The sequence below is a fragment of the Peribacillus glennii genome, assembly GCF_003429105.1.
GTDB lineage: Bacteria > Bacillota > Bacilli > Bacillales > DSM-1321 > Peribacillus > Peribacillus glennii.
This window is the reverse complement of the sequence record NZ_QVTD01000002.1, coordinates 56,187-79,234: the sequence shown is the minus strand read 5'-3', so window position 1 is coordinate 79,234 and position 23,048 is coordinate 56,187. Positions and strand designations below refer to the sequence as shown.

Below are 23,048 nucleotides of genomic sequence, written 5' to 3'. Positions count from 1 at the left end.
AACCATTGCCACTTCCTGTGGGAAAATCGGCAATGGTGCATCCGTGTATGCCGAAGCTTCACATCCATACAATGTTTAAAAAATTTCTTTCATAATCGTATAAGAAAAAGTCTGCTTCCGTTTTTTTGGGAAGCAGACTTTTTTTACCGTTTTTCTATAGCGATAATCAAAGGCGGATGATTAATCTGGTTTATAAAGCTGTATTGCAGGACATGCGCCTGTTCCTGGGGGAGCTTTGAAACAAAATTCAAAAGCTGTTCTTTTTCGACCTCCCCTTCAGGATGTCCGTGATAGATGACAAGTACGATGATTCCTCCGAGAGCCATGATTTCCAATAGCTGTACGATAGCGGAAATAGTGGTTTCGGCTCCAGTCACGATGCTCTTGTCTCCGCCAGGTAAATAACCAAGATTGAAAACGGCGCCTGTTACTTTCCCAAAGCTGGTTTCGGGTATGCAGGCTTTCATGTCTTGGTGGCCGGTGTTAAAAAGGGTACAGCGGTCTAGCAGATTCTCGGATTCCAGCCTGTTAGATGTCGCGGCTATCGCTTCATTCTGAATATCAAAAGCATATACATGCCCTTCACTTCCGCAAAGCTTTGCCAGGAAAAGGGTATCAAAGCCATTGCCGGCTGTGGCATCGACAGCTATATCTCCGGGGCCCACAGCTTTTTCGAGGAGAATGCGCGCATATGGAAGAATTCCATCCAGTTTCATTTAAGCCTGCACCACCTGGCCTATGTGTTTTTTTCCCTGCCAGCTGTTCCGTTTTTTCAGTTCAGCATCAATTGCGTTCAGCACTTCCCATTTATTAACGCTCCACATTGGCCCGATCATTAGGTCAATTGGACCGTCTCCCGTAATTCTATGGACAATCATTTCAGGAGGCAGGATTTCGAGTTGGTCGCATACGAGGGAGATGTATTCTTCAAACGAAAGGAATTCCAGCATCCCCTTTTCGTATTGTTTCACCATTGGAGTTCCCTTCAAGAGGTGAAGCAGGTGGATCTTTATGCCCTGTACGTCAAGCCTTGCAACTTCACCGGCTGTTTCCATCATCATTTCATAGCTTTCCAGCGGAAGGCCGTTTATGATATGGGAACAAATACGGATACCGTGCTTGCGCAATTTATTGACACCTTCCACATAGCATTCATAATCATGGGCCCGATTAATAAGGAGCGCAGTCCGTTCGTGTACAGTCTGCAGTCCAAGTTCCACCCATAGATAAGTACGTTCGTTTAATTCCGCCAAATATTCTACAACATCATCAGGGAGGCAATCCGGCCGCGTCGCGATGGATAGGCCTACAACACCTTCCTGTTTAAGCACTGTTTCATATTTATGCTTTAACTCTTTAAGCGGGGCATGGGTGTTGGTGAAAGCCTGGAAATAGGCCATGTATTTTCCATCCTTCCACTTCCGGTGCATTTTCCCGCTTATCTCTTTAAACTGTGTCTCCAAATCCTCTGCCCTGTTGCCGGCAAAATCCCCGGAACCAGCTGCACTGCAGAAGGTGCAGCCGCCATGGGCCACTGTGCCGTCGCGGTTTGGACAGTCGAACCCGCCGTCCAAGGCTACTTTAAAAACTTTATGCCCAAATTCCTGGCGTAAATGATAGTTCCAGGTATGGTATCGTTTGTTATCAAGGGCATATGAAAAATAGTTTGACTCAACCAAGGGGGAAATCTCCTTTTCAGTTTTTCACTTTTGTGCCGTATTGTGGGTGGCAAGCCTCTTGTCCTGGGATCAAATCAGTCCCCTATAACACATGATATCATGAACGGCAAAGCTTATCCAAAGGGTATTTTCCGGCTTGGCAGGGAAAGAAATTGGTCCTGCCTTATTGATAATCACGGCGGAAAGAGGCAAAACTAACTGGGATGATCCTAATCATCAATATCGGTTTAAAAGGAGAGGATACGATTGGCAACCAGACAGTCTGTTGAAAATTGCATCCAGCAATGTGAAGACGCTCTCCGGTTTGCGACCCAAGAATACAGGGATGCATCCAGGCAGGAACATGACAGTACTTTCGATGATCTGCATTTTTCCACGGCTCAAATGGAACTGGAGAATGCGGTAAATACCATTGTCATATTAAACAACAGCGCAAACCAACAGCAAAGGGAACAGCTGCACAGAATGCGGCTCCAAGTACAGCAGATGCAGAATAGGCTCATTCTCCTGAATCACGACCGATAAAGAAACATTGCTTCATGAGGCTGACTCAAAAAACAAAAGGGTTCAGACCCCTAAATTTTACGATTTAGTTCTGAATTTCGTGTGAAGATCTAAATATTGAAGTTTTGATGGAGTCACACCCCGTTTGAGTCAGCCTCATTGCCAACTTTGCCGAATTGTTTTAAAATACCCCGAAAATTGTAAATAATGATTCTATATAGATAAACAGAAAAACTATTGCAGTGCGGTTTGAAAAGCCCTAGAATTGTTTTGGTTAACGAAACAATTGTAGAAAAGGAGATTTTTCATGCCCCGCGCATTATGGATATTAATCATTGGAATGGCCTTGAATGTTACCGCCTCTTCGTTTCTTTGGCCATTAAATACAATCTTCATTCATGACCACCTGGGGAAATCGCTTTCTGTTGCAGGCTTTGTCCTCTTGGCAAATGCCTTGGCCAGTGTTGTCGGAAATCTGGTTGGAGGAAGCTTATTTGATAAAATCGGGGGATATAAAACCTCGCTCGCCGGTATTTTTATTACAGTAACTGCATCAATCGGCCTTGCAATCAATCATGAATGGATTCCTTATATCATCTTTTTGACCATATCAGGGTTTGGAACCGGCATTGTTTTTCCCGCTATTTTTGCCATGGCCGGTTCATGCTGGAAGGCAGGGGGCAGAAAAGCTTTCAACGCGGTTTACGTGGCCCAAAACCTCGGTGTGGCTCTTGGCTCTGCACTTGGTGGGGTCATCGCTTCTTTTTCAATTGAATATATTTTTGCTGCCAATATGGGAATGTACCTTTTATTCATGCTGCTTGCCATTTTCGGCTTTAAAGGAATGGAAGGGGATCTGGCTGCCCAGACAACCATTTTAAATGAGAAACAGCCGATGAAGAGCCAGATAAGGCTTTACGCTTTGTTGATGCTGTGCTTGGGATACTGTTTATGCTGGGTGGGCTATGTGCAATGGCAATCCACAATCGCGGCATATACTCAGCAAATCGGTATCACGCTTAAACAATACAGCCTCTTATGGACAATTAACGGCGCTTTGATCGTATTGGCCCAGCCTCTTGTTTCCACGCTAATCAAATGGTTTGCAAAATCCTTGAAGATTCAATTGATCACCGGCATGCTGATCTTCATTATTTCTTTCTCGGTTGCAGCGAATGCCGAGGGTTTCTCCGGATTTTTGACGGCAATGGTGATCCTGACGATAGGTGAGATGTTTGTGTGGCCGGCTGTACCGGCTGCCGCGGATGAACTGGCTACAAAGGGGAAAGAAGGGCTTTACCAGGGAATCGTGAACAGCACGGCAACCGGCGGGAGAATGTTCGGGCCGCTTTTTGGAGGTTTCCTTGTCGACTGGAATGGTATGAACATGATGTTTGGCGTGTTGTCTGTTTTCTTTATTATGGCAATTTTCACGACCCTGTTTTATGATCGCCTGTTAAAAGGAACTAATCGAGGAAACGAAATCGCTGCTCATGTTCATAAATAATGCGGCAAATTGAACATTATATTGACAAAAGCACACATCTTGCCGTGTTTTTGCATATATAAATGAAAACCTGTCAATAATCTTTACTGCATGTATTGCTTTTGAAAGAAAAATTTACTAGAATACCTATATAATCTAATATTCGCAAAATAATGATGACAAGGAGTAGTAACGATGGGACCCCGTATGAGAGAGTTGGCGGACGGTGCAAGCCAGCCGGGATCAGTCGTGAACTCGCCTTTGAGTTTCAGGCGTGAACGCTAGTAATGTCTGACGGAGCTTCCACGTTACGGATTTTGTAAGCGGGGCGGATCTAGTTTTTTCGCCAATTTGGGTGGTACCGCGGGAAGATGTACATAATCCTCTCGTCCCTTTTGGGATGAGGGGTTTTTTTATTGAGAGACAGATGATTACAGACATTAGGAGGAACAAAAATGAGTTTTAATCATAAAAAAATTGAAAAAAAGTGGCAAGAATTCTGGGAACAGAATAATACATTCAAAGTGGACGAAGAGAGCGGTAAACGCAAATTTTATGCATTGGATATGTTCCCTTATCCATCTGGGGCAGGACTGCATGTAGGGCATCCTGAAGGCTATACGGCAAGCGATATTCTATCCCGCATGAAGAGGATGCAAGGCTATAAGGTACTACACCCAATGGGATGGGACGCTTTTGGCCTTCCGGCAGAGCAATATGCATTGGACACGGGGAATGACCCCGCTGAATTCACAGCAAAAAACATCAGCACATTCAAGCGCCAAATCAAGTCCCTCGGGTTTTCCTATGATTGGGACCGGGAAATTAATACGACCGATCCGGAATATTACAAGTGGACTCAATGGATTTTCCTGAAGTTATATGAAAAAGGACTGGCCTATATTGATGAAGTGCCTGTAAACTGGTGCCCTGCGCTTGGAACCGTACTCGCCAATGAAGAAGTGATAGACGGAAAGAGCGAGCGCGGCGGACATCCTGTAGAACGCCGTCCGATGAAGCAATGGATGCTGAAAATCACAGCCTATGCAGACCGGTTGATTGACGATCTTGAAGAAGTCGATTGGCCGGAAAGCATAAAAGACATGCAGCGGAACTGGATTGGACGTTCTGAAGGTGCAGAGGTGACATTTGCGATTGATGGACATGATGAATCTTTCACCGTGTTCACCACCCGCCCTGATACATTATTTGGAGCGACATATGCAGTGCTTTCGCCTGAGCACCCTTTTGTAGAGAAGATCACCACAGCAGAGCAAAAAGAAGCTGTAGAGATCTATATCAATGAAGTGAAGAATAAGAGTGATCTTGAGAGAACTGATCTTGCGAAAGACAAAACAGGTGCATTCACGGGCGCTTATGCCATCAATCCGGTCAATGGCGAAAAAATGCCAATCTGGATTGCGGATTATGTGTTAATGAGCTACGGTACCGGCGCCATCATGGCAGTCCCAGCCCATGACGAGCGCGACTATGAGTTTGCCAGGAAGTTTGGAATCGTAATGAAGGAAGTCGTTGCCGGCGGTGAAATCGAAAAAGAAGCCTACACAGGCGACGGCAAGCATATCAACTCCGGTTTCCTGGATGGAATGAATAAAGATGAAGCGATTAAAGCAGCGATTGGGTGGCTTGTCGAAAAAGGAATCGGCGAAAAGAAAATCACTTATCGCCTTCGGGATTGGCTCTTCAGCCGCCAGCGGTATTGGGGCGAACCAATTCCGGTCATCCATTGGGAAGATGGCAGTGTAGAAGCCGTTAAAGAAGAAGAGCTGCCTGTGCTTCTTCCTAAGACTACGGATATAAGGCCGTCCGGTACAGGGGAATCCCCGCTTGCAAACATCACTGAATGGGTAAATGTAACAGATGAAAATGGCCGCAAAGGGCGACGCGAGACAAATACAATGCCGCAATGGGCAGGCAGCAGCTGGTACTTCCTTCGCTATATCGACCCGAAAAATGCGGAGGCTATTGCGGATGTTGAAAAACTGAAAGAATGGCTTCCTGTTGATATTTATATAGGTGGAGCGGAGCATGCCGTCCTTCACTTATTGTATGCGCGTTTTTGGCATAAATTCTTATATGATATCGGCGTTGTCCCAACAAAAGAGCCTTTCCAGAAGTTATTCAATCAGGGAATGATCCTGGGTGAAAACAATGAGAAAATGAGTAAATCAAAAGGCAATGTCGTGAATCCGGATGAGGTTGTCGAAAGCCATGGTGCAGATACGTTACGCCTGTATGAAATGTTCATGGGCCCACTGGAAGCGTCCATTGCATGGTCAACAAACGGGCTCGATGGCTCCCGCCGCTTCCTTGACCGCATCTGGCGCTTGCTTGTCGACGAAGATGGTTCATTAACATCCAAGGTTACCGAGAACGATGACAGCGGCAAATTGGAAAAGGTGTACCACCAAACCGTCAAAAAGGTTACCGAAAACTATGAAGAGCTTAAGTTCAATACCGCCATTTCGCAATTGATGGTCTTCATAAACGATGCATATAAGGCTGATACGCTTCCTAAGGCTTATATCGAGGGCTTCGTGAAACTGCTTTCGCCGGTGGCGCCGCACATTGCAGAAGAGCTTTGGGAAAAGCTTGGCCACACCGAAAGCATTTCTTATGAAACATGGCCCGCCTATGATGAAGCGAAACTTGTCGATGATGAAGTGGAAATCGTCATTCAGATCAATGGCAAAGTCAAAGCTAAGCTGATGGTTCCGACTGACACTACAAAAGAAAAGCTGGAAGAAATCGCGATGGAAGATGATACGATCAAAGAACAGATTGACGGCAAAACCGTACGCAAGGTCATTGCTGTACCAGGTAAGCTCGTCAATATCGTCGCTAACTAAAAATCAGATTCTCATTTTGGGCCTCCCTTTCTATTGAAGGGGAGGTTATATATTTAAAGGCGAGTAAAACATTTGGTCATGGGAAAGGTTATTGGTATAATAAAAGAACGAAATCTAGCATTAAGAGGTGCTGATATGGAAGAAATCAAAACAATTACGCCCGAAGAACTAGAAAAAAAACTGGAAGCAGGAGAAAAGCTTGAATTGGTGGATGTGCGCGAGGATGACGAAGTTCGCCATGGAATGATTGAAGGCGCTAAACATATCCGGATGAGTGAAATCCCTGCTAATCTTGATTACTTTGATAAAGACAAAGAATATATTTTTGTTTGCCGTTCTTCAGGCCGAAGCCATAATGTATGCCATTATATGCAAGAGCAGGGCTATAAGGTGCGGAATATGGTCGGCGGCATGTTGAACTGGACTGGGGAAGTAATTGTAAAATAACTTCTGAAAATAGTATAAAATTGCTTCATTTGGGCAAACCTGCTTTAAAAAAGGCAGGGGAAACCATGATTCAGGTAAAGCTGTTTGATTATGAGCATGAAAAGGATTTAGAGGATGAAATGAATTCGTTTCTTGAAGACATACGGGACAATCAGATTATAGATATTAAATACAATGTCTCGGCAAGTGTTGAAGAGGAAGATGAGCAGATTTATTGCTTTAGCGCAATGATCGTCTATAAAAAAAGTAAACCCTAAACACTTTAACCTTCATAAGGATTGAAGTGTTTTTTGATTCTTTTCGCTTCGGAATTTTTATTAAGCGCATTGATTTGCTAAAATTAAGGTTGCTGGTTCAGATAGATAAAAACGGTGTTTTTATTGGAGGTTTTCTTTTTATGAAAGTAGTAAATAATATCACAGATTTAATCGGCGGGACGCCTGTGGTCCGGCTTACTAAATTGGTCCCTGAAAATGCGGCCGATGTTTATGTAAAGCTGGAAATGTTCAATCCTTCGGGCAGCGTAAAAGACCGTGCGGCTTTTAATATGATTAAGGCTGCTGAAGAAGAAGGCATGCTGAAGCCGGGCGATACAATCATTGAGCCAACAAGCGGGAATACAGGGATTGGCTTGGCGATGAACGCGGCGGCAAAAGGATACCGGGCCATTTTAGTAATGCCTGACAATATGACGAAAGAAAGAATCAATATTTTAAAAGCCTATGGCGCCGAAGTAGTCTTGACTCCAAGCGAGCGGAAAATGCCCGGGGCTATCGAAAAAGCTCTTGAGCTGCATAAGAAAATTCCAGGCAGCTTTATTCCGCAGCAGTTTGAAAATGAGGCGAATCCTGACATTCATCGGAAAACGACCGCCCTTGAGATATACGAACAAATGGAAGGGCGACTGGATGCCTTTATCGCAACTGCGGGTACTGGAGGAACCATTACAGGGACTGGAGAAACATTAAAAGAAAAGATTCCCGGCTTATATATTGCAGTTGCTGAACCCAAAGGCTCACCGGTGTTATCAGGCGGGAAACCCGGCCCGCATAAACTTGTCGGCACAAGTCCGGGCTTTGTGCCAAGCATTCTAAATACTGAGATTTATGACGAAATTATCCAAGTTGCCGATGAAGAGGCTGTTGATACGTTTAAACGGCTGGCAAGCCAGGAAGGGATTTTTGTAGGGCCTTCTGCTGGAGCTGCCGTATTTGCCTCGATTGAAGTTGCGAAACGTTTGGGTAAAGGAAAAAAAGTACTTTGTATCGCCCCTGATACAGGGGAGCGTTATTTGAGCATGCAATTGTAGCTCGGAACCTGCGCCAAAAATGAAGCACAAGAAGAGGGCTGACGGCCAAGGGATCCAAGAAAGATCCCCGGGCAGTCAGCCCATTATTGCTTAATCATGCAAAACCTTATCAATCAGAACTTTAGTGTTTTTTCACAGAAGAAATAGGTTTATCAAATATTTGTTTGATTACGGCTGTAGATAGCGGCATTGTGTCCGGCGAGCCGTCCGGTAATAAGGGCAGAAGTAATGTTATATCCCCCGGTATAGCCATGGATATCCAGTATTTCACCGCAAAAATACAAGCCGTTCATGAATTTGGAACTCATTTCCTTTGGATGTATCTCCTTGACCGACACTCCTCCCCCTGTTACAAACGCCTTTTCCAGCGGCTGGGTGCCATTTACGGTAAATTGGAAGTCTTTGCAAAGAGCTGCAAACGTCCGCAGTTTATCATTAGAAACTGCTCCCCCCTGTTCCTGCAAGTCAATGCCGCTTCTTTCCAGAAGAAAATGGAGATACCGTTCGGGAAGAAGTCCTTTTAAAATGTTTTTCAGGGCTTTCTTTGGATCGCTTTTCACTTCCCTTAGGATTTCCTGGAAAAGCTCCTCCTGATTCTGGTCGGGCAATGCATCGAGCCGCATCGTTACATGTGTGAGGTTCCATTTTTTCATCGCTTTCACGACAAATTGGCTGCAGCGAAGTACAGCAGGCCCCGATACTCCAAAGTGGGTAAAGATCATATCCATCTTATGCGTAATCAAAGGTTTTCCTTTTGGGTTCAATACGCTTAAGGAAACATCCCGCAAAGATAGTCCCTGCAGCGTTTTTTGCTTGATGAATGGTTCATCGCTCAGGATAGGCACCTCAGTAGGAAACAAATCGGTAATCGTGTGGCCCGCTTTTTGCGCCCAGGCGTATCCATCGCCTGTTGATCCGGTATGGGGGACAGATTTTCCGCCCACCGCCACTACGACCGATGTTGTCTCGAAGTACTGGCCGGACTTCATACGCACCCCCGCGGTTTTCCCATCGTCATATACCACTTCTGCGACCGGAGAATTTGTGTACACAGTCACTTTTAACTCCTTCATCCGGTTGATGAGGGCATCAACAACGCTTTGCGCCTTATTGTTGATGGGAAACATCCTGCCATGATCCTCTTCCTTTAATGCAACTCCAAGGTTTTCGAAAAAGGAAATGATATCTTCATTATTGAATTCGGAAAACGCGCTGTGTAAAAAACGTCCGTTTCCCGGTATGTTTCTGATGATTTCATCTATTGAGAGGCGGTTTGTAACATTACATCGCCCGCCTCCTGAAATGGCAAGCTTTCTTCCCAGTTTATCGCCTTTGTCGATCAGAAGCACTTTTGCACCCTTTTCACCGGCCGCTATTGACGCCATCAACCCGGAAGGCCCGCCCCCTATTACTATTACATCATATTTCATCTGCATTCCCTCTTTACTTTGATTATAAGCCTCTTCATTATAAAACAAGTCGTGCAGGAAATAAAAAAACGGGTTATAGATCGTCGGCAATGCTACCCGATTCACTTATGAAATACACAGCATTGAAATAACCAGTGATTTGTTCTTGTTAAGAATATCCGTTTTTGCTAAACTGCTTGGGAATGAAAACATGCTCCAATGTGTCGAATTGTGGTAAGATTAAAAGCGTGCTTACGCAACTGAATATAGGCAGGAAGGGATTGTATGTCTTCAAAGCTTTTAAAAGGGGCGTTTATATTAACCCTTGGTTCCGTATTATCCAAAGTTCTGGGTTTGTTATATGTCATTCCATTTGATGCCCTGTTAGGCGAAGCTGGGGCCGGGCTTTATTCATTTTCGTATGTTCCTTATACAATCTTTATCAGTTTGGCAACGGCAGGGATGCCGCTTGCCGTGTCAAAAACGGTTTCAAAATATAATGCGATTGAAGAATATGCAGTCAGCCAGAAGCTGTTCAAATCCAGCCTTAAGCTGATGGTGGTTACCGGCATTTTGGCGTTTTTAGCCATGTATGCAATAGCACCGCTGCTGGCGGAACTGGGGACCGACCCCAAAATGAAATTTACTGCAGAAGAAGTAACAACGGTCATCCGTGCAGTCAGTTTTGCGCTGATCCTCGTGCCCGCCATGAGCATTATCCGCGGTTTCTTTCAAGGACATCAGGACATGAAGCCGACTGCGGTCTCGCAGGTCGTTGAACAGTTGGTCCGCATAGTGTTCCTATTAAGCGGAGCCTTTGTAGTTCTGAAAGTCATGGACGGGGATTTAGTGACAGCAGTCAGCGTCGCCACCTTTGCAGCAACGGTCGGTGCAATTGGAGGCTTAGCTGTACTTTTACTTTACTGGAAAAACCAAAAACCATATTTAAACGAACTTTTAGCGGCTGATAGGGGTACAATGGATATTTCCCTGATTGACATCTACAAGGAAATTTTCGTATCATCCATACCTTTTATCATGGTCGGAATTGCGATGCCGCTTTTCCAATTTGTGGACAACCTAACCTTCAGCATGGCCATGGCTTCCATTGGATTGGAGAAAATCGCGACCTCGGCTTTTGGTATATTGAATTTTAATACGCAAAAGCTGGTAGTAATTCCAATGACACTTGCGACTGCGTTTTCGATGGCTCTTTTGCCATCTGTGACCAGTGCTTTTGCCGGCGGGAATATGAATTCATTCCACCGCCAGCTTGACCAGTCGTTCCAAATCTTATTATTTATTACCATTCCGGCAGTCATCGGGATGTCGATATTGGCCGAGCCAATTTATACAGCATTTTATGGGCATAATGAGCTTGGGGCCAGCGTCCTGGCTGCTTATGCACCAACTGCTATCCTGTTTGCTTTATTCTCCGTATCGGCAGCCGTCCTGCAGGGAATAAGCCAGCAGAAATTTACTGTACTAAGCCTGCTGGTAGGATTGTTGATAAAATTAAGCCTGAATATTCCGTTCATCAAATTGTTTGAGACAGCCGGGTCCGTGTATTCTACAACTCTGGGCTACCTGGCTGCTTGTTTGCTGAACTTGGCATTCATCCGCTATTTTACCGGGTACAGCTTTAAGCTCGTTATAAAAAGGGTCATTTTAATGTTTATATTCTCCGGGGTTATGGCACTGGTGGTATGGGGCATGGAGGCCGTGCTGTCACTGATGTTGAATCCAAACGGCCGATGGCAATCAATTGTAATAACCGGCATTTGTGCTTTATTCGGCGGGGTTGTTTATGCCCTTCTTTCGTTAAAAAGCAAATTGGCCCACAGACTCTTCGGAAACCGGATTGAAAGGTTGCAAAAAAGATTAAACTTAAAAGCTTAATGATCTTGCTTGCGACCATGATATAAAAAAAGCCTTGCCTGTAAAAAGTGCAAGGTTTTTTCTAAAGATAAGAAAGTTCAATATGTTTTATGTCTAGTTTCGACGTATGTGAATGTCATGCCGATGTTGCAACAGGACAGGAGCTCTTAATCTGCCAGAGCCTAGTCCCGGCGTAAAGGACGTTGCTGTTGTTTACCAAAGTTCCTCTGCCCGGGAGCTTCTAATCAGGAGGTATTTATGAGAATTGATAAATTATTGGCGAATATCGGCTATGGAAGCAGGAAGGACGTAAAAAAGCTGCTGAAATCGGGCGCGGTAAAGGTAAATGAAACAGTGGTGAAGGATGCGAAGGAGCATGTCAACCCTGATTCTGATATCGTGACTGTGCACGGGGAAACCGTTGAATACAGGGAATTCATTTATCTCATGATGAACAAGCCCCCGGGAGTCCTCTCGGCAACGGAAGACAATCATCAGGAGACGGTCATTGATATCCTTGAGCCGGAGGATGCTGTTTTCGAACCGTTTCCGGTCGGAAGGCTCGATAAAGACACAGAAGGATTATTGTTGCTGACAAATGACGGCCAACTGGCCCATCAGCTGTTATCCCCGAAAAAGCATGTGCCGAAAACATATTTTGCCGTCATTGACGGCGAGGTAACCGATGACGACATCCGAGCTTTCCGGAATGGAGTCACACTGGATGACGGCTATGAGACTAAGCCCGGGGAGCTGAAGATCCTCAAATCCGGGATTCGCTCAGACATTGAGCTCACAATCACCGAGGGCAAGTTCCACCAGGTGAAACGGATGTTTGAAGCGGTAGGTAAGAGGGTCGTCTATTTGCAGCGGATCAGGATGGGAAGTCTCGTGCTTGATGAAGAATTAGTGCTTGGGCAATACCGGGAATTAACGGATGAAGAAATTTCACAACTGAAATCCGGATATAACGGAGAGTAAAAAAATGAGGCGGATCCTAATGGAACGCCTCATTTCAAAAAATAGCGGACAAATCGCATCAGTGGGAGTCCGACCCTGTCTTAATACAGGGCCGTTTTTCCTTTATAGAAAGGCGTTTATTTAATTGTTACAGGCAAGCCTTTTCAGTTTACGAGGACACCCTTACCTTTTTGCTGGTGGTTGTCCAAAGGCCGCGGCTCGGGCTTTTTACTAAGTCATTGTAAGCTAACACATTCAAATCGCGCTGAATCGTCCGAGGAGTGATGCCAAATTCGTCCACAAGCTCTTGAGTAGAAACCGTACCGTTATCGCTGATGAACATATAAACGGATTTAATACGGGTTAACATGCGATTTGTTGAAGGTTTCAAAAAATCACTCCTATTCATTTTTACCTGTTTTGATAAAACGAATTGAAAAAATCTCATGCTACAAAAACCTATGTACTTGCTTTTACCACCCTGGAACTCCTCTAAAACAAACTGAAATGCCAGCTGCGTTTGTAACTATTGTACCCCTTTAACGCACGAAATTCCAGGATAAAAACAGAATTAACAAAAGATTAAATATATTAACCTGTTTGTTATGGCCGTTTCATAAATCTTAAAAAAAGGAACATGTTTGTGCAAATATCACTCTCATATCATGATCTTATTGTTACCTATTTTTATGGAAAGTAAATGATTTTATGCAAGGAAACCTATTTCTGTAACAAAGCTCTTCGGTACGATATAGAAGCATACTTGAAAATTGGTCGGCTGAAATGGAATCCGAGAATGTGACCGTTTCGTGGGTGAATGGAAGATTGTTAAAAGGAGAGGTTTTGCGGCATATTATTGCACATAAGATCCATCATACCGGACAACTTTCAATTTGGGCCAGGGAACTTTGCCTGGCGCCCGTTTCGGCCAACCTGATAGGCAGGGCCCTGGGAATCCCCGTTCTTTACCCGAGTATAGCTAATCATGAATATGAAGAAAAGGCGGCCTTACATGAGAGGACATTGCAATCTTTGCAAGCGGGAAAACATAGAATTAACAATCCACCATTTGACGCCCCGAGAAGAAGGAGGCGCGCACATGCCTACTGCACTGCTCTGTAAGGCTTGCCACAAGCAAATACATGTGTTGTATTCTAATCGCGAGCTGGCCCTCAGGCTGAACTCAATCCCTCTGTTGCTGGATGATGACGAAATCAAAAAATATTTAAAATGGATCCGAAGCCAGCCCGCGACCAAGGCGGTAAGAACCAGGAAAGCGAAGCGGAGGAAATAATATAACTATGGGAGAGGTAAATCGGGCATCTTTCATCGATAATAAAAACGCTAACCGTTCATGAATCGCTATCGAGAGAAAAAATTGCCCATACATAAAAATATTTCGCTTATAAAAAGAAAAATTGCTCATCAATTCCCATTTACTGATTTTTGCTTAACTGTGATTTTAAGTTGAAGGCCTATAAACCGAACAGTATGGACAAAATCTTTTTCTTTTTTGGTTTTTTCACCGAATTGGCCTGGTCAAATACAAGCAAGTCAGCAGGGCGGTTTTTCTTTATTTCCCCTTGAAGATTTTCCAAAGCGCCCAATCGTTCATGCAGCGTTTTAACTTCTTGCTGAAGTTCTTCGATTTCCCGCCGATGCTGCAAAAGCTGATACGAAGTCACGCTGTCCGCTTTATTATCCAATCTTTTCTCGAGTTCCTCTATCTTGGCAGCCAGCTTTTCAGATCCCGTTTCATCGTTGCCAGGGCTCTTTATTTTACCCTTGCGCACTATTCCCCCGCTGACCTCAATTTCCTGCAGGACCATTCCGCTTGTGAGCTGTTCTTGTATTTTCTTTAATAGTTCAATATCTTCCTCGGAAAATAGATAGTGGCCTTGATCATTGCGTTCCATATTTAAGTCAAGGTGTTTGATCCAGCGCTTTATCGTACTTTGTGAAACACCTAACATATTTGATACAGTGCTTGTATTCATTTTACATCACCTCTAAAGGTGTACATTCTCCTTCGGCTCTCCGATTCCTTTGCAGTTGACAAAACAAGTGCCCCTTCGCCAAAGAAAGCGGAATTCGGTTATATTTTTCAGGAGGCTGTCGACTTTTTTATACGGAGAAAATGATATGTACAAGGAAGAAGAGGAGTAATCTACACTGTCTTCTTCCCACTTTTTTTACATAAGGGCTTTTTTGGCCAGCAAGATATCGTTTTGCAGGATTTTGTTTAAGTTGTACGAATCGTACAACCCCTTCTGATACATGTAATAGAATATCCGCCCGTGGGCCTTGATTGCTATGTTGAGTTGTTTTCTTAATACTTCCCGCAGCATTGGAGTAGCTGTTTCAGTTATGGCGACAGCGTAGTTTCTAACGTTTGATTTAGTAAAAGCAAGCAAGTCCCCCGCAAAAAAACTATCCCCATACTCCCGGTACTGGCTTGATTCCCCAGGATGTGGCGCATACGGGTAAAACTGAAGAAGCTCCCGCAGGCTCGTTTCAAGCTCATGAATGGTTTGCCCGTATATTCGCTCTAATTGGTCATCCTTCAATTCCTTCAAACTTTTTTTCATCTTCATTAAACCGATTGCGTTGAAGGCCACCAGTTCATGCAGCTCAAGCGTTTCATGCCACGCCAGTGTTTGTGGGTTAGGTTGGTGCATTTGTTCAAGTCTCCTTTTCGGTTAAATTCTTCTTACTATATGTATAGGACACACAAAAGGAGCCTACAGCATACTAAATTCATCTGTTGTTTTTTGGAGAATGATGAAATGGTACAATAATAAATATAGTGTCTGGATTGAATTTTCGCCTCAAACCCGGGGTTCCGCAACTAAAACCGAAACATCGCTACAAAACAAAGTAGAAAAGGAGCTGGATACTCGTGACAGAGATAAATTGGCAGCAAGAGATTGAAAGGCGGAAGGATGATCTGCTGAAGGATACACAGGCGCTGCTCAAGATTAAAAGTATACTTGATGAGGAATATGCCACTGATGAGGCGCCGTTGGGAAAAGGTGTTAAAGAAGCGCTGGATTTTATGCTTCAATTGGGTGAAAAACACGGCTTCACTTCAAAGAATGTCGGAAATGTTTCAGGCCATCTGGAAATGGGCCAAGGGGAAGAGCTTCTAGGCATCCTTTGCCACGTGGATGTGGTACCTGAAGGCGATGGCTGGAGCTCAGATCCGTTTGCCGCAGATATCAGGGACGGAAAAATCTATGCACGCGGTGCGATTGATGATAAAGGGCCGACTATGGCAGCTTACTATGCAATGAAAACGGTGAAAGAGCTGGGGTTGCCATTGAATAAACGGGTTCGCATGATTATCGGTACTGATGAGGAATCGGACTGGCGTTGTGTGGATCGCTATTTTGAAACAGAAGAAATGCCGGCAATTGGATTTGCCCCCGATGCGGATTTTCCGATCATTTATGCCGAGAAAGGCATCTGGGATTTTGCCATTACACAGCCAGGAGAAGCTGACAGCGGATCAGGGTCAGGAATTGAGGTCACCGAATTTACATCTGGAAGAAGGGTGAATATGGTTCCGGATTATGCGATTGCCCGCCTGCGAGCAGATGGCAAACAGGAAGAAATTGCAGAACTTTTCAAGTCTTTCATGCAAAAACACGCACTGAATGGAAGCCCGAGCGTTGAACATGAACAAGTAATCCTTGAGCTTGAAGGGGTTTCGGCACATGGCATGGAGCCGAATAATGGAGTGAACGCAGGATTGTATTTGGCAGCCTTTTTATCAGGACTGGAAATCCCGGAACATGCAAAGAAATTTTTTTCATTCATTCATGATTATGTGTTTGGTGATTCGCGAGGGAACAGGCTTGGCATCGCGTTTAGTGACGAAATTTCCGGGGATTTAACCTTGAACGCGGGCATTTTAAGCTATTCAAGGGAAACGGGCGGGAGGATTGGCTTTTCTATGCGGTACCCGGTTACATTCAAATGGGAGGAAGGCAAATCGGCCTTGCAGAATACTGTGGGAAGCCTGGGATTTGCGATAGAGAGCAACACCAATTCAGCCCCTCACCACGTGAAGAGTGACAGCTTCCTCATCAAGACTTTACAGCGGGTTTATGAAGAGGAAACAGGCGAAAAAGCAGAACTTCTGGCAATTGGGGGCGGTACATATGCAAGATCGCTTGAAGAAGGCGTAGCATTCGGGCCGCTTTTTCCCGGCAAAGAAGATATCGCCCACCAAAAAGATGAATATATAGACATTGCTGACATGCTCAAGGCAGCAGCGATATATGCCCGGGCCATCTACGAATTGGCAAAATGATGGAATAAAGGGTCAGTCCCCCAGTGGGGTAACGTGTTACAGCACTGGGGACTACCCCATTAATGGGAGTGTTGTAATGATGGAAAAAATGATACTAAACGGCAAAATCGTTGTGAGGTCTGATATCAGCGTGGATGTAGAGGATCGCGGTTATCAATTTGGCGATGGGATATATGAGGTAATCAGGGTATACAACGGCCGATTATTTACGGCCACGGAGCATTTAAGCCGCCTGCTCGAAAGTGCCAAAAGCATCCGCCTGGATTTGCCATTCACAATTGAAGATATGGAAAGCCAGCTAAATGAGCTTGTCCGGGAGAATGGGCTGGAATTTGGAACGATTTATATGCAATGCACCAGGGGGGTGTCACCAAGGAACCATGCCTTCCCTGCTCCCGCTGTTAATCCGGTTTATGTTGCCTATACAAAACCGCTGCTCCATTCGCAGGAACTTGCCAAAACGGGTGTGAAAACCATTTTGGAAGAAGATATCCGCTGGCTGCGCTGTGATATTAAAAGCTTGAATTTGCTTGGAAATATCCTTGCGAAACAGAAGGCGGCCGAAGCCGGGTGCTTCGAGGCGCTGCAGCATCGAGACGGAATGGTTACGGAAGGCAGCTCATCAAATGTATCTATTGTCACGGACGGAAAAATTAAAACACACCCGGCAACAAATTTAATCCTGAATGGGATATCAAGACAGGTAATGCTGCGGCTTTGTAAGGAAAATGGGATTCCTTATTCAGAGGAGCCTTTTACAACGGATGAGCTTCTTGCAGCAGATGAGGTATTTTTATCGGGAACAACCATCGAGGTCCTTCCGGTTATCCAAATTGACGGCCAGGCTGTCGGTGATGGCATTCCCGGCGTTGTCACGAGAAAGCTTCAGAAATTGTTTCGTGACGAGGTTATCAAACAATGCGGGCCGGCTAAACATGCTGCACCCATAGAATGAGTTTGATCCCTGCCATGTTTCCGGCGGGGATTTCTTTTGGCAGAAAAGAGAGATGTTTTTCTTATAAATGCGACCTTGTGCAAGTTAAAATGAATCGCAATATCACTTTTTTCTTACTATTGACGAGATCAGTGGACTTATCTTTCATAAAAAGGAGTGATGTTTCGGTAAATTTGGTTTCCCTTCATTCCCGCATTTTCGCGATACTCTGTCATGCCCTTTAAATATTCGCACAACCGCCGGGTTTTCAAACACAAGGAATAAGAGCGGACGAGATGTTTATGCTAAAATAGATAAAGGAAAAAAGGAAGGTATCCACATGAATACAAATTATTTTTTCGCCTTGACATTGCCTGACGAAACGAAAGAATATATATATGATATGACAGAGGAAATAAGGTCTGAGTTTCCTTTCAAGAAATGGCTCCATAAAGACGATTATCACATTACCCTTGCTTTTCTGGGAAATGCCCCTGAAGAAATGAGAAAGAAGTCAATGGAACTTGTAAAGGGGAGCCTGTCCAATGAAGGGCCGTTTTCGCTTTCCTTACACCGGATCAGCACATTCGGCGAACGGCACAACCCAAGAATTCTTTGGGCAGGGGTCACCGGTGAGGAAAGGCTGTTTGACATCCAGAAGAAGGTTTATCAAGAATGTTTGCAGGCTGGATTCTCATTGGACAAGAAACCATTTAAACCGCATATCACCATCGCAAGAAAATACATAGGAGAACGGACCTTTGACATTGAAGAGCTTCAGGTCAAGGCAGGACGCGATTCGATAGGCCAACATTCTTTTACTGTCTCTGAAGTTTCCCTTTACCAAAGCCACTTCGGCGCATCTCCGTCCTATGAACCGATTTTTACGATACGTTTACAATAGGCTTGGCCGTGTTCGTTTGGAAAACGGGTAAGCATTATATTTATGAAAAAAGACAGGTTGTGATGAAACATGGGACAGCTTATTAAATTGCAGGATTATATCTCAAGATATGAACAGGATATATATCGGTACCCGACGCAATTTGTCCGCCTAAAGCAGCAGCAATGGGAAAATTTAAAAGCAGCCTTCCTTGCCGGGGAGTTGGAGCAGTTTTTTCATGATCCTCCGGCAGGGAGCCCTGATGAAGATTGGACACAGGAGACCAGGCCCGGCCTTATGGAAAAAGTACGGGGGATTTTTTCAAAGGCCGCCACGAAGGGGGAAAGTCCTGCAAGCGACAGCCAGAATTCTTCCGATTCACAGGAAAATTTCTTTTCCCTACAAATGCCAACGAATATCGGCAGCCTTGATGAATTGAAACAGAATTATTTGAACCAGCTATTGCGCTTTCAGATGACATGGGGAAGCTCGACCATGTACGAGAAGTCATTTGTTGATCAGTCTTTCTTTTTGGATGAAAGACTCCGTTTCTTTTTGCAGCGTTTTCCTGATACATTCCTATTATTATATAAACCTGTTTTTCTACTGAAAAATGCACCCGTCGAGGTTGAAGTCATCCTGTTAAGCCCGACGGATGCCTGGTGCCTTACCTTCCTTGAAGCTGAAGAGGATGCAGTCTTTGCCGGGTCCAGTGAAAGGTTCTGGTTGAAGAGGCACCACCAGCACAAAGAGAAAAAAGTATTGAACCCGATGCTTGCCGTGGATCGCATGGAGAAAATTGCAAAGCAGCTTTTTTCATTATATGACGTTAGCCTGCCGATAAAGAAAGCGATCCTCTCGCGCAATGGATATATAGATCATCCTCTTGCACCTTATGATGTGACGCTTCTGGATAAGCGAACGTTTCCGGAATGGTTCCAAAAAATGCGGGGCCTTTCTTCACCGTTGAAACATCAGCAATTAAAGGCCGCACAGGCATTGCTTGACTATTGCCAAACGACGTCATCCAGACGGCTGGAATGGGATGTGGATCTGGATGTTAGCGAAGAAGAAAACAAACTATGAAGGTGAACGTTTAAAAACAAGCGGCATAGAACTGTATTTCATCATAAATCCCGTGGCCCAAAATGAGGGAAGTGGAAGGGTATGGAAAAAAATGGAGCGCGTGCTTGCATCGAAAAACATTTCATATCAATCTTTTTTCACGGAATATAAGGGCCATGCAAAAGAGTTGTCAGAAGAAATTTTAGCAAAAACCGACAAGGATACCCTGATTGCAGCTGTGGGCGGAGATGGTACGCTTCATGAGGTCATGAATGGCGCAGCAGGATATCCCCATGCCATAATCGCATGCATCCCTGCCGGATCGGGAAATGATTATGTCCGCGGAATCCAGCGGACAAAAAACTGCCGGGATGCCCTTTCCCTTATTATGCAGCCCGAAAATTATATAAAAGAAATTGATATTGGAATTCTCGAAACCAATGCGGCTGATGCAGCTTTTATCAACAGCGTGGGGATAGGAATAGATGCGGAAATAACATATGACGTGAATCATTCCGCCTGGAAAATCCTATTCAACTTTTTTAAGATTGGCAAACTCATATACATATATTTTTTCCTGAAAAAGCTATTTACATACAAAAGGACCGATATGGCTGCTTTCATAGACGGCAAAGAGCATGTTTTTAAACGGGTATGGTTCATCGTTGCCGCAAACCAGCCCTACTTTGGGGGAGGCATAAATATTTCCCCGAAATCCAGGCATGATGACTCGCTTTTTGAAGTAATTGCCGTTCACGATATCCCGACGATAAAGCTTTTATCTGTTTTTGTGACTGTTTTATGGGGAGGCCACCTGCGCTTGAAAAATGTGGATTCTTTTACGTGCAGGCATATTGAAATCATCTCTGCAGATCCTGTAAGAATCCAGGCGGATGGAGAGATTTTGGGAGACACGAAGCTATCAGCCTTTATCGCCCCGAATAAAATAAGGGTTTTGACACGGGGGAAGTGAATGATCAAATTCAGGCAATTCCTGGTTTTTTCGGGTGGTTGCAGGTTTTTCCTATTAAGTTTATGAACTATACCACTTGACTAAGAAACGGCTTTTCAACTAAAATTCTATAAGATAGCTATTGTATATGGTCAATGGCTGTCTTTTTTATTTTTCTTGAAATGTGCCAGGAAAGTCAAAAAGCAGTCCGCGGACTAAAGCTTATTCTGGCTTCCATAGGACAAGGAAAGCTTCGTCAGCCATACATCTGACGAAGGAAAGCGCAGCGTTACGAGGGTGTGGCGACGTTGGCGTTTGTCGCAAGAAGTGGCAGTGGTTAGTCGACGTTCCTTTAATATTTGGCGCCCCGTGCTTTTTTAACTAGCGAAGAAATTGAAGGTGAACCTTTTGGAACATTTATTCGGTCAGGAGTGGGAAATCGTTCCCGCTGGAGGAGCTACAGGAGAAGCCTTCATTGCCCTAAAAGATAATGAACAAAAACTTTTTCTGAAACGTAATACATCGCCTTTTCTGGCTGTTTTATCAGCTGAAGGAATCGTGCCTAAGCTGGTATGGACAAAGCGTCTTGAAAACGGAGATGTGATAACGGCGCAGCATTGGTTAAATGGAAGGGAACTCACCCATCAAGAGATGAATGGCCAGCAAGTGGCTAAGCTGCTGAGGAAAATCCATCAGTCTCAGCCGTTGCTGACTATGCTGAAAAGATTGGGTAAATCCCCATTGCGGCCCGAAAGCATCCTGACACAAATAGAAACCAGCCTGGACCGTGAAGTCGTTTCGGTTCCTGCAGTCTTTCAGGCGATTTCCTTTTTGCAGAATAACCTGTTATTGGCTGAGTGCGACGAGCAGGTCGTCTGCCATGGCGACGTTAACCATAATAACTGGCTATTTACTGATGCAAATGAGTTATTTCTTATAGATTGGGACGGCGCAATCATTGCCGACCCAGCGATTGATCTCGGAGTGCTGCTTTATTCCTATGTTCCAAAAGAAGATTGGCGGGAGTGGCTCGGCCGATATGGAAAGACACTGGATGCAAGCCTTGAAATGAGGATGAAGTGGCATGTGGCCGCTCAAGCCTTATCCTCGATCCAATGGCATAAAAATAAAAACCGGATTGAGGAAATGGAACGTATCATTCAACAGTTGCCTTACATCCTTGATCAATAAAAGCGGCCAATGTCATCAACCCAATGGTTAAGATCGGTTTGGTGCGAATTGATATGGGCATCCAAATCAGATGAATTGATTCCATCCTGGCTGTACCGGTATATTTCTTCCAGTATGACTCTGACGTTTTCATTCACATCTGTATTCACCATCAATGATTTTACCAGCCGTTCCACTTGCTCGCATTCAGATACCGATCCGCAGCAATCACTTTGGTGGTTTTGTAAAATATCCTTTAATAAAAAAATCTGGTTTTCATGAGAAAGCGGCATAATGGCTTCGACCCTTTCTTAAAATAGATGATTATGTTTTTTATAGTGTGACTTGTGACGACATTTATACGTGACAATCCGCGGAAACCGCAAGCGCCTTTTCAGCTGCGGTTTTTTTACGGGCAAATTGTTCAAAACTTACCTTGCAGAAATTCGGTTAGTCATGGTATTGTGTGAAAAGTATAAAAGATATAGAGGTGTGTAATTGATGCGTTTAAGGAATAAGCCCTGGGCTGAAGAAAAATTGGCTGCCTATCCACAGTACGTCATCCAGCAGCCTGAAAGCCATAAAGGGAAGTGGCGGGAAGCATTCGGGAATGACCATCCGATTTATATAGAGGTCGGCACAGGTAAAGGCCGATTCATTACTGAAATGGCAATGGTGAACCCTGATATCAATTTTATTGGCATTGAACTTGCTAAGAGTGTCATTGTTTCTGCTTTGGACAGGCTGATTGAAGCAGATTTGCCAAACGTGAAGCTCATGAACGAGAATGCCAATGATCTGCGTAATTTTTTTGCTAAGGGCGATGTAGCCAGGGTTTATTTAAATTTTTCTGATCCATGGCCTAAAACACGGCATGAGAAACGCCGCTTGACATATGAAACCTTTTTACAGGTGTACGAAGATATCCTTCCCGAAAAAGGCGAGATCCATTTTAAGACGGATAATCAGGGATTATTCGAATCTTCGTTGATGAGCTTGTCCCGTTACGGAATGCTGCTTAAATTTGTAAGCCTTGATTTGCACAACAGCGATTTTGAAGGCAATATCATGACGGAATACGAAGAGCGATTCTCTCGAAAAGGTAACAGAATATACAGGCTTGAGGCGCAATTCCGCTAGAATAATTACCATCTAAGCGATCCTTTTATAGGTATCGCTTTTTTATT

General features: G+C 44.3%; 23 protein-coding genes, 1 pseudogene and 1 other annotated feature. Of the genes and pseudogenes, 17 read left to right on the top strand and 7 right to left on the bottom strand.

The window, feature by feature from the left end; genetic code table 11:
- Nucleotides 1-143: 143 nt before the first annotated feature.
- On the bottom strand, nucleotides 144-716 hold the full coding sequence (locus D0466_RS01530; RefSeq protein ID WP_117320804.1) for a class I SAM-dependent methyltransferase: 573 nt from the start codon (nucleotides 714-716) through the stop codon (nucleotides 144-146).
- Nucleotides 717-1,679, bottom strand: a complete 963-nt coding sequence (locus tag D0466_RS01525; RefSeq protein ID WP_117320803.1) for a TIGR01212 family radical SAM protein — start codon at nucleotides 1,677-1,679, stop codon at nucleotides 717-719. It abuts the gene before it with no gap.
- 246 nt (nucleotides 1,680-1,925) lie between these two features.
- Here D0466_RS01525 and D0466_RS01520 point away from each other — a divergent pair, with 246 nt between their 5' ends.
- From D0466_RS01520 to cysK, 6 genes are all read left to right on the top strand, one after another.
- Nucleotides 1,926-2,204, top strand: a complete 279-nt coding sequence (locus D0466_RS01520) for a YtzC family protein (protein ID WP_117320802.1) — start codon at nucleotides 1,926-1,928, stop codon at nucleotides 2,202-2,204.
- A 286-nt stretch (nucleotides 2,205-2,490) separates the two neighbouring features.
- Entirely contained in the window at nucleotides 2,491-3,690 is a 1,200-nt protein-coding gene (locus D0466_RS01515; protein WP_117320801.1) for an MDR family MFS transporter, read from the top strand.
- Nucleotides 3,691-3,836: 146 nt separating this feature from the next.
- Nucleotides 3,837-4,066, top strand: a binding site (T-box leader).
- Nucleotides 4,067-4,124: 58 nt separating this feature from the next.
- On the top strand, nucleotides 4,125-6,539 hold the full coding sequence (gene leuS, locus D0466_RS01510) for a leucine--tRNA ligase (RefSeq protein ID WP_117320800.1): 2,415 nt from the start codon (nucleotides 4,125-4,127) through the stop codon (nucleotides 6,537-6,539).
- 135 nt (nucleotides 6,540-6,674) lie between these two features.
- The gene (locus D0466_RS01505; RefSeq protein ID WP_117320837.1) at nucleotides 6,675-6,986 is read left to right on the top strand and encodes a rhodanese-like domain-containing protein; all 312 of its coding nucleotides are present in this window, start codon (nucleotides 6,675-6,677) and stop codon (nucleotides 6,984-6,986) included.
- 65 nt (nucleotides 6,987-7,051) lie between these two features.
- Nucleotides 7,052-7,243 carry a sporulation protein Cse60 gene (locus tag D0466_RS01500; protein ID WP_117320836.1) on the top strand — a complete coding sequence of 64 codons (192 nt, stop codon included), beginning with the start codon at nucleotides 7,052-7,054 and terminating at the stop codon, nucleotides 7,241-7,243.
- Between the two features lie 140 nt (nucleotides 7,244-7,383).
- Nucleotides 7,384-8,295, top strand: a complete 912-nt coding sequence (gene cysK, locus D0466_RS01495; protein WP_117320835.1) for a cysteine synthase A — start codon at nucleotides 7,384-7,386, stop codon at nucleotides 8,293-8,295.
- A gap of 152 nt (nucleotides 8,296-8,447) precedes the next feature.
- Here the strand turns inward: cysK and D0466_RS01490 are convergent, their stop codons facing one another.
- Entirely contained in the window at nucleotides 8,448-9,725 is a 1,278-nt protein-coding gene (locus D0466_RS01490; protein WP_117320799.1) for a BaiN/RdsA family NAD(P)/FAD-dependent oxidoreductase, read from the bottom strand.
- A gap of 264 nt (nucleotides 9,726-9,989) precedes the next feature.
- Here D0466_RS01490 and D0466_RS01485 point away from each other — a divergent pair, with 264 nt between their 5' ends.
- Nucleotides 9,990-11,603 (top strand): putative polysaccharide biosynthesis protein, encoded by a 1,614-nt coding sequence (locus D0466_RS01485; protein WP_117320798.1) that lies wholly within the window; start codon nucleotides 9,990-9,992, stop codon nucleotides 11,601-11,603.
- Between the two features lie 237 nt (nucleotides 11,604-11,840).
- Nucleotides 11,841-12,563, top strand: coding sequence for a pseudouridine synthase (locus tag D0466_RS01480; RefSeq protein WP_117320797.1), 723 nt, complete (start codon nucleotides 11,841-11,843; stop codon nucleotides 12,561-12,563).
- A 148-nt stretch (nucleotides 12,564-12,711) separates the two neighbouring features.
- Here the strand turns inward: D0466_RS01480 and D0466_RS01475 are convergent, their stop codons facing one another.
- Entirely contained in the window at nucleotides 12,712-12,933 is a 222-nt protein-coding gene (locus tag D0466_RS01475) for a DeoR family transcriptional regulator (protein ID WP_117320796.1), read from the bottom strand.
- A gap of 362 nt (nucleotides 12,934-13,295) precedes the next feature.
- Between D0466_RS01475 and D0466_RS01470 the strand changes: the two are divergent.
- Together D0466_RS01470 and D0466_RS01465 are read left to right on the top strand one after the other, a co-directional pair.
- Nucleotides 13,296-13,493: pseudogene (locus D0466_RS01470) on the top strand (DinB family protein); the annotation flags it as partial.
- Between the two features lie 40 nt (nucleotides 13,494-13,533).
- Nucleotides 13,534-13,836: an HNH endonuclease gene (locus D0466_RS01465; protein WP_117320795.1), complete on the top strand. Its 303-nt coding sequence runs from the start codon at nucleotides 13,534-13,536 to the stop codon at nucleotides 13,834-13,836.
- Nucleotides 13,837-14,017: 181 nt separating this feature from the next.
- Here D0466_RS01465 and D0466_RS01460 read toward each other — a convergent pair whose 3' ends face one another.
- Entirely contained in the window at nucleotides 14,018-14,539 is a 522-nt protein-coding gene (locus D0466_RS01460; protein WP_117320794.1) for a MerR family transcriptional regulator, read from the bottom strand.
- Nucleotides 14,540-14,734: 195 nt separating this feature from the next.
- The gene (locus D0466_RS01455; RefSeq protein WP_117320793.1) at nucleotides 14,735-15,220 is read right to left on the bottom strand and encodes a spore coat protein; all 486 of its coding nucleotides are present in this window, start codon (nucleotides 15,218-15,220) and stop codon (nucleotides 14,735-14,737) included.
- A 221-nt stretch (nucleotides 15,221-15,441) separates the two neighbouring features.
- Between D0466_RS01455 and pepV the strand changes: the two genes are divergently transcribed.
- The 6 genes from pepV to D0466_RS01425 all read left to right on the top strand — a co-directional run bounded on the left by pepV (nucleotide 15,442) and on the right by D0466_RS01425 (nucleotide 21,882).
- On the top strand, nucleotides 15,442-16,857 hold the full coding sequence (gene pepV, locus D0466_RS01450; protein ID WP_117320792.1) for a dipeptidase PepV: 1,416 nt from the start codon (nucleotides 15,442-15,444) through the stop codon (nucleotides 16,855-16,857).
- Between the two features lie 79 nt (nucleotides 16,858-16,936).
- Nucleotides 16,937-17,812, top strand: a complete 876-nt coding sequence (gene dat, locus D0466_RS01445) for a D-amino-acid transaminase (RefSeq protein ID WP_117320834.1) — start codon at nucleotides 16,937-16,939, stop codon at nucleotides 17,810-17,812.
- 319 nt (nucleotides 17,813-18,131) lie between these two features.
- Nucleotides 18,132-18,695, top strand: a complete 564-nt coding sequence (thpR, locus tag D0466_RS01440; RefSeq protein ID WP_117320791.1) for an RNA 2',3'-cyclic phosphodiesterase — start codon at nucleotides 18,132-18,134, stop codon at nucleotides 18,693-18,695.
- Between the two features lie 69 nt (nucleotides 18,696-18,764).
- Complete coding sequence (locus D0466_RS01435; protein WP_117320790.1) at nucleotides 18,765-19,760, top strand: NERD domain-containing protein; 996 nt, start codon at nucleotides 18,765-18,767, stop codon at nucleotides 19,758-19,760.
- Nucleotides 19,732-20,712, top strand: coding sequence for a diacylglycerol/lipid kinase family protein (locus D0466_RS01430; RefSeq protein WP_158555775.1), 981 nt, complete (start codon nucleotides 19,732-19,734; stop codon nucleotides 20,710-20,712). Before D0466_RS01435 ends, D0466_RS01430 begins: the two co-directional genes overlap by 29 nt.
- A gap of 387 nt (nucleotides 20,713-21,099) precedes the next feature.
- On the top strand, nucleotides 21,100-21,882 hold the full coding sequence (locus D0466_RS01425; protein WP_117320788.1) for a phosphotransferase family protein: 783 nt from the start codon (nucleotides 21,100-21,102) through the stop codon (nucleotides 21,880-21,882).
- On the opposite strand, the gene D0466_RS01420 is transcribed toward D0466_RS01425, so the two are convergent.
- Entirely contained in the window at nucleotides 21,876-22,154 is a 279-nt protein-coding gene (locus tag D0466_RS01420) for a YtzH-like family protein (protein WP_117320787.1), read from the bottom strand. The genes D0466_RS01425 and D0466_RS01420 overlap by 7 nt on opposite strands.
- A 208-nt stretch (nucleotides 22,155-22,362) precedes the next feature.
- On the opposite strand from D0466_RS01420, the gene trmB reads away from it, so the two are divergent.
- Nucleotides 22,363-23,001, top strand: coding sequence for a tRNA (guanosine(46)-N7)-methyltransferase TrmB (gene trmB, locus D0466_RS01415; RefSeq protein ID WP_117320786.1), 639 nt, complete (start codon nucleotides 22,363-22,365; stop codon nucleotides 22,999-23,001).
- Nucleotides 23,002-23,048 lie beyond the last annotated feature (47 nt).

Bases quoted from the DNA above. Each gene is read 5' to 3' on its own strand.
- D0466_RS01530 (WP_117320804.1), bottom strand. From the start codon at position 716: ATGAAACTGGATGGAATTCTTCCATATGCGCGCATTCTCCTCGAAAAA.
- D0466_RS01515 (WP_117320801.1), top strand. From the start codon at position 2,491: ATGCCCCGCGCATTATGGATATTAATCATTGGAATGGCCTTGAATGTT.
- leuS (WP_117320800.1), top strand. From the start codon at position 4,125: ATGAGTTTTAATCATAAAAAAATTGAAAAAAAGTGGCAAGAATTCTGG.
- D0466_RS01505 (WP_117320837.1), top strand. From the start codon at position 6,675: ATGGAAGAAATCAAAACAATTACGCCCGAAGAACTAGAAAAAAAACTG.
- D0466_RS01500 (WP_117320836.1), top strand. From the start codon at position 7,052: ATGATTCAGGTAAAGCTGTTTGATTATGAGCATGAAAAGGATTTAGAG.
- cysK (WP_117320835.1), top strand. From the start codon at position 7,384: ATGAAAGTAGTAAATAATATCACAGATTTAATCGGCGGGACGCCTGTG.
- D0466_RS01490 (WP_117320799.1), bottom strand. From the start codon at position 9,725: ATGAAATATGATGTAATAGTAATAGGGGGCGGGCCTTCCGGGTTGATG.
- D0466_RS01485 (WP_117320798.1), top strand. From the start codon at position 9,990: ATGTCTTCAAAGCTTTTAAAAGGGGCGTTTATATTAACCCTTGGTTCC.
- D0466_RS01480 (WP_117320797.1), top strand. From the start codon at position 11,841: ATGAGAATTGATAAATTATTGGCGAATATCGGCTATGGAAGCAGGAAG.
- D0466_RS01465 (WP_117320795.1), top strand. From the start codon at position 13,534: ATGAAGAAAAGGCGGCCTTACATGAGAGGACATTGCAATCTTTGCAAG.
- D0466_RS01460 (WP_117320794.1), bottom strand. From the start codon at position 14,539: ATGAATACAAGCACTGTATCAAATATGTTAGGTGTTTCACAAAGTACG.
- D0466_RS01455 (WP_117320793.1), bottom strand. From the start codon at position 15,220: ATGCACCAACCTAACCCACAAACACTGGCGTGGCATGAAACGCTTGAG.
- dat (WP_117320834.1), top strand. From the start codon at position 16,937: ATGGAAAAAATGATACTAAACGGCAAAATCGTTGTGAGGTCTGATATC.
- thpR (WP_117320791.1), top strand. From the start codon at position 18,132: ATGAATACAAATTATTTTTTCGCCTTGACATTGCCTGACGAAACGAAA.
- D0466_RS01435 (WP_117320790.1), top strand. From the start codon at position 18,765: ATGGGACAGCTTATTAAATTGCAGGATTATATCTCAAGATATGAACAG.
- D0466_RS01430 (WP_158555775.1), top strand. From the start codon at position 19,732: ATGTTAGCGAAGAAGAAAACAAACTATGAAGGTGAACGTTTAAAAACA.
- D0466_RS01420 (WP_117320787.1), bottom strand. From the start codon at position 22,154: ATGCCGCTTTCTCATGAAAACCAGATTTTTTTATTAAAGGATATTTTA.
- trmB (WP_117320786.1), top strand. From the start codon at position 22,363: ATGCGTTTAAGGAATAAGCCCTGGGCTGAAGAAAAATTGGCTGCCTAT.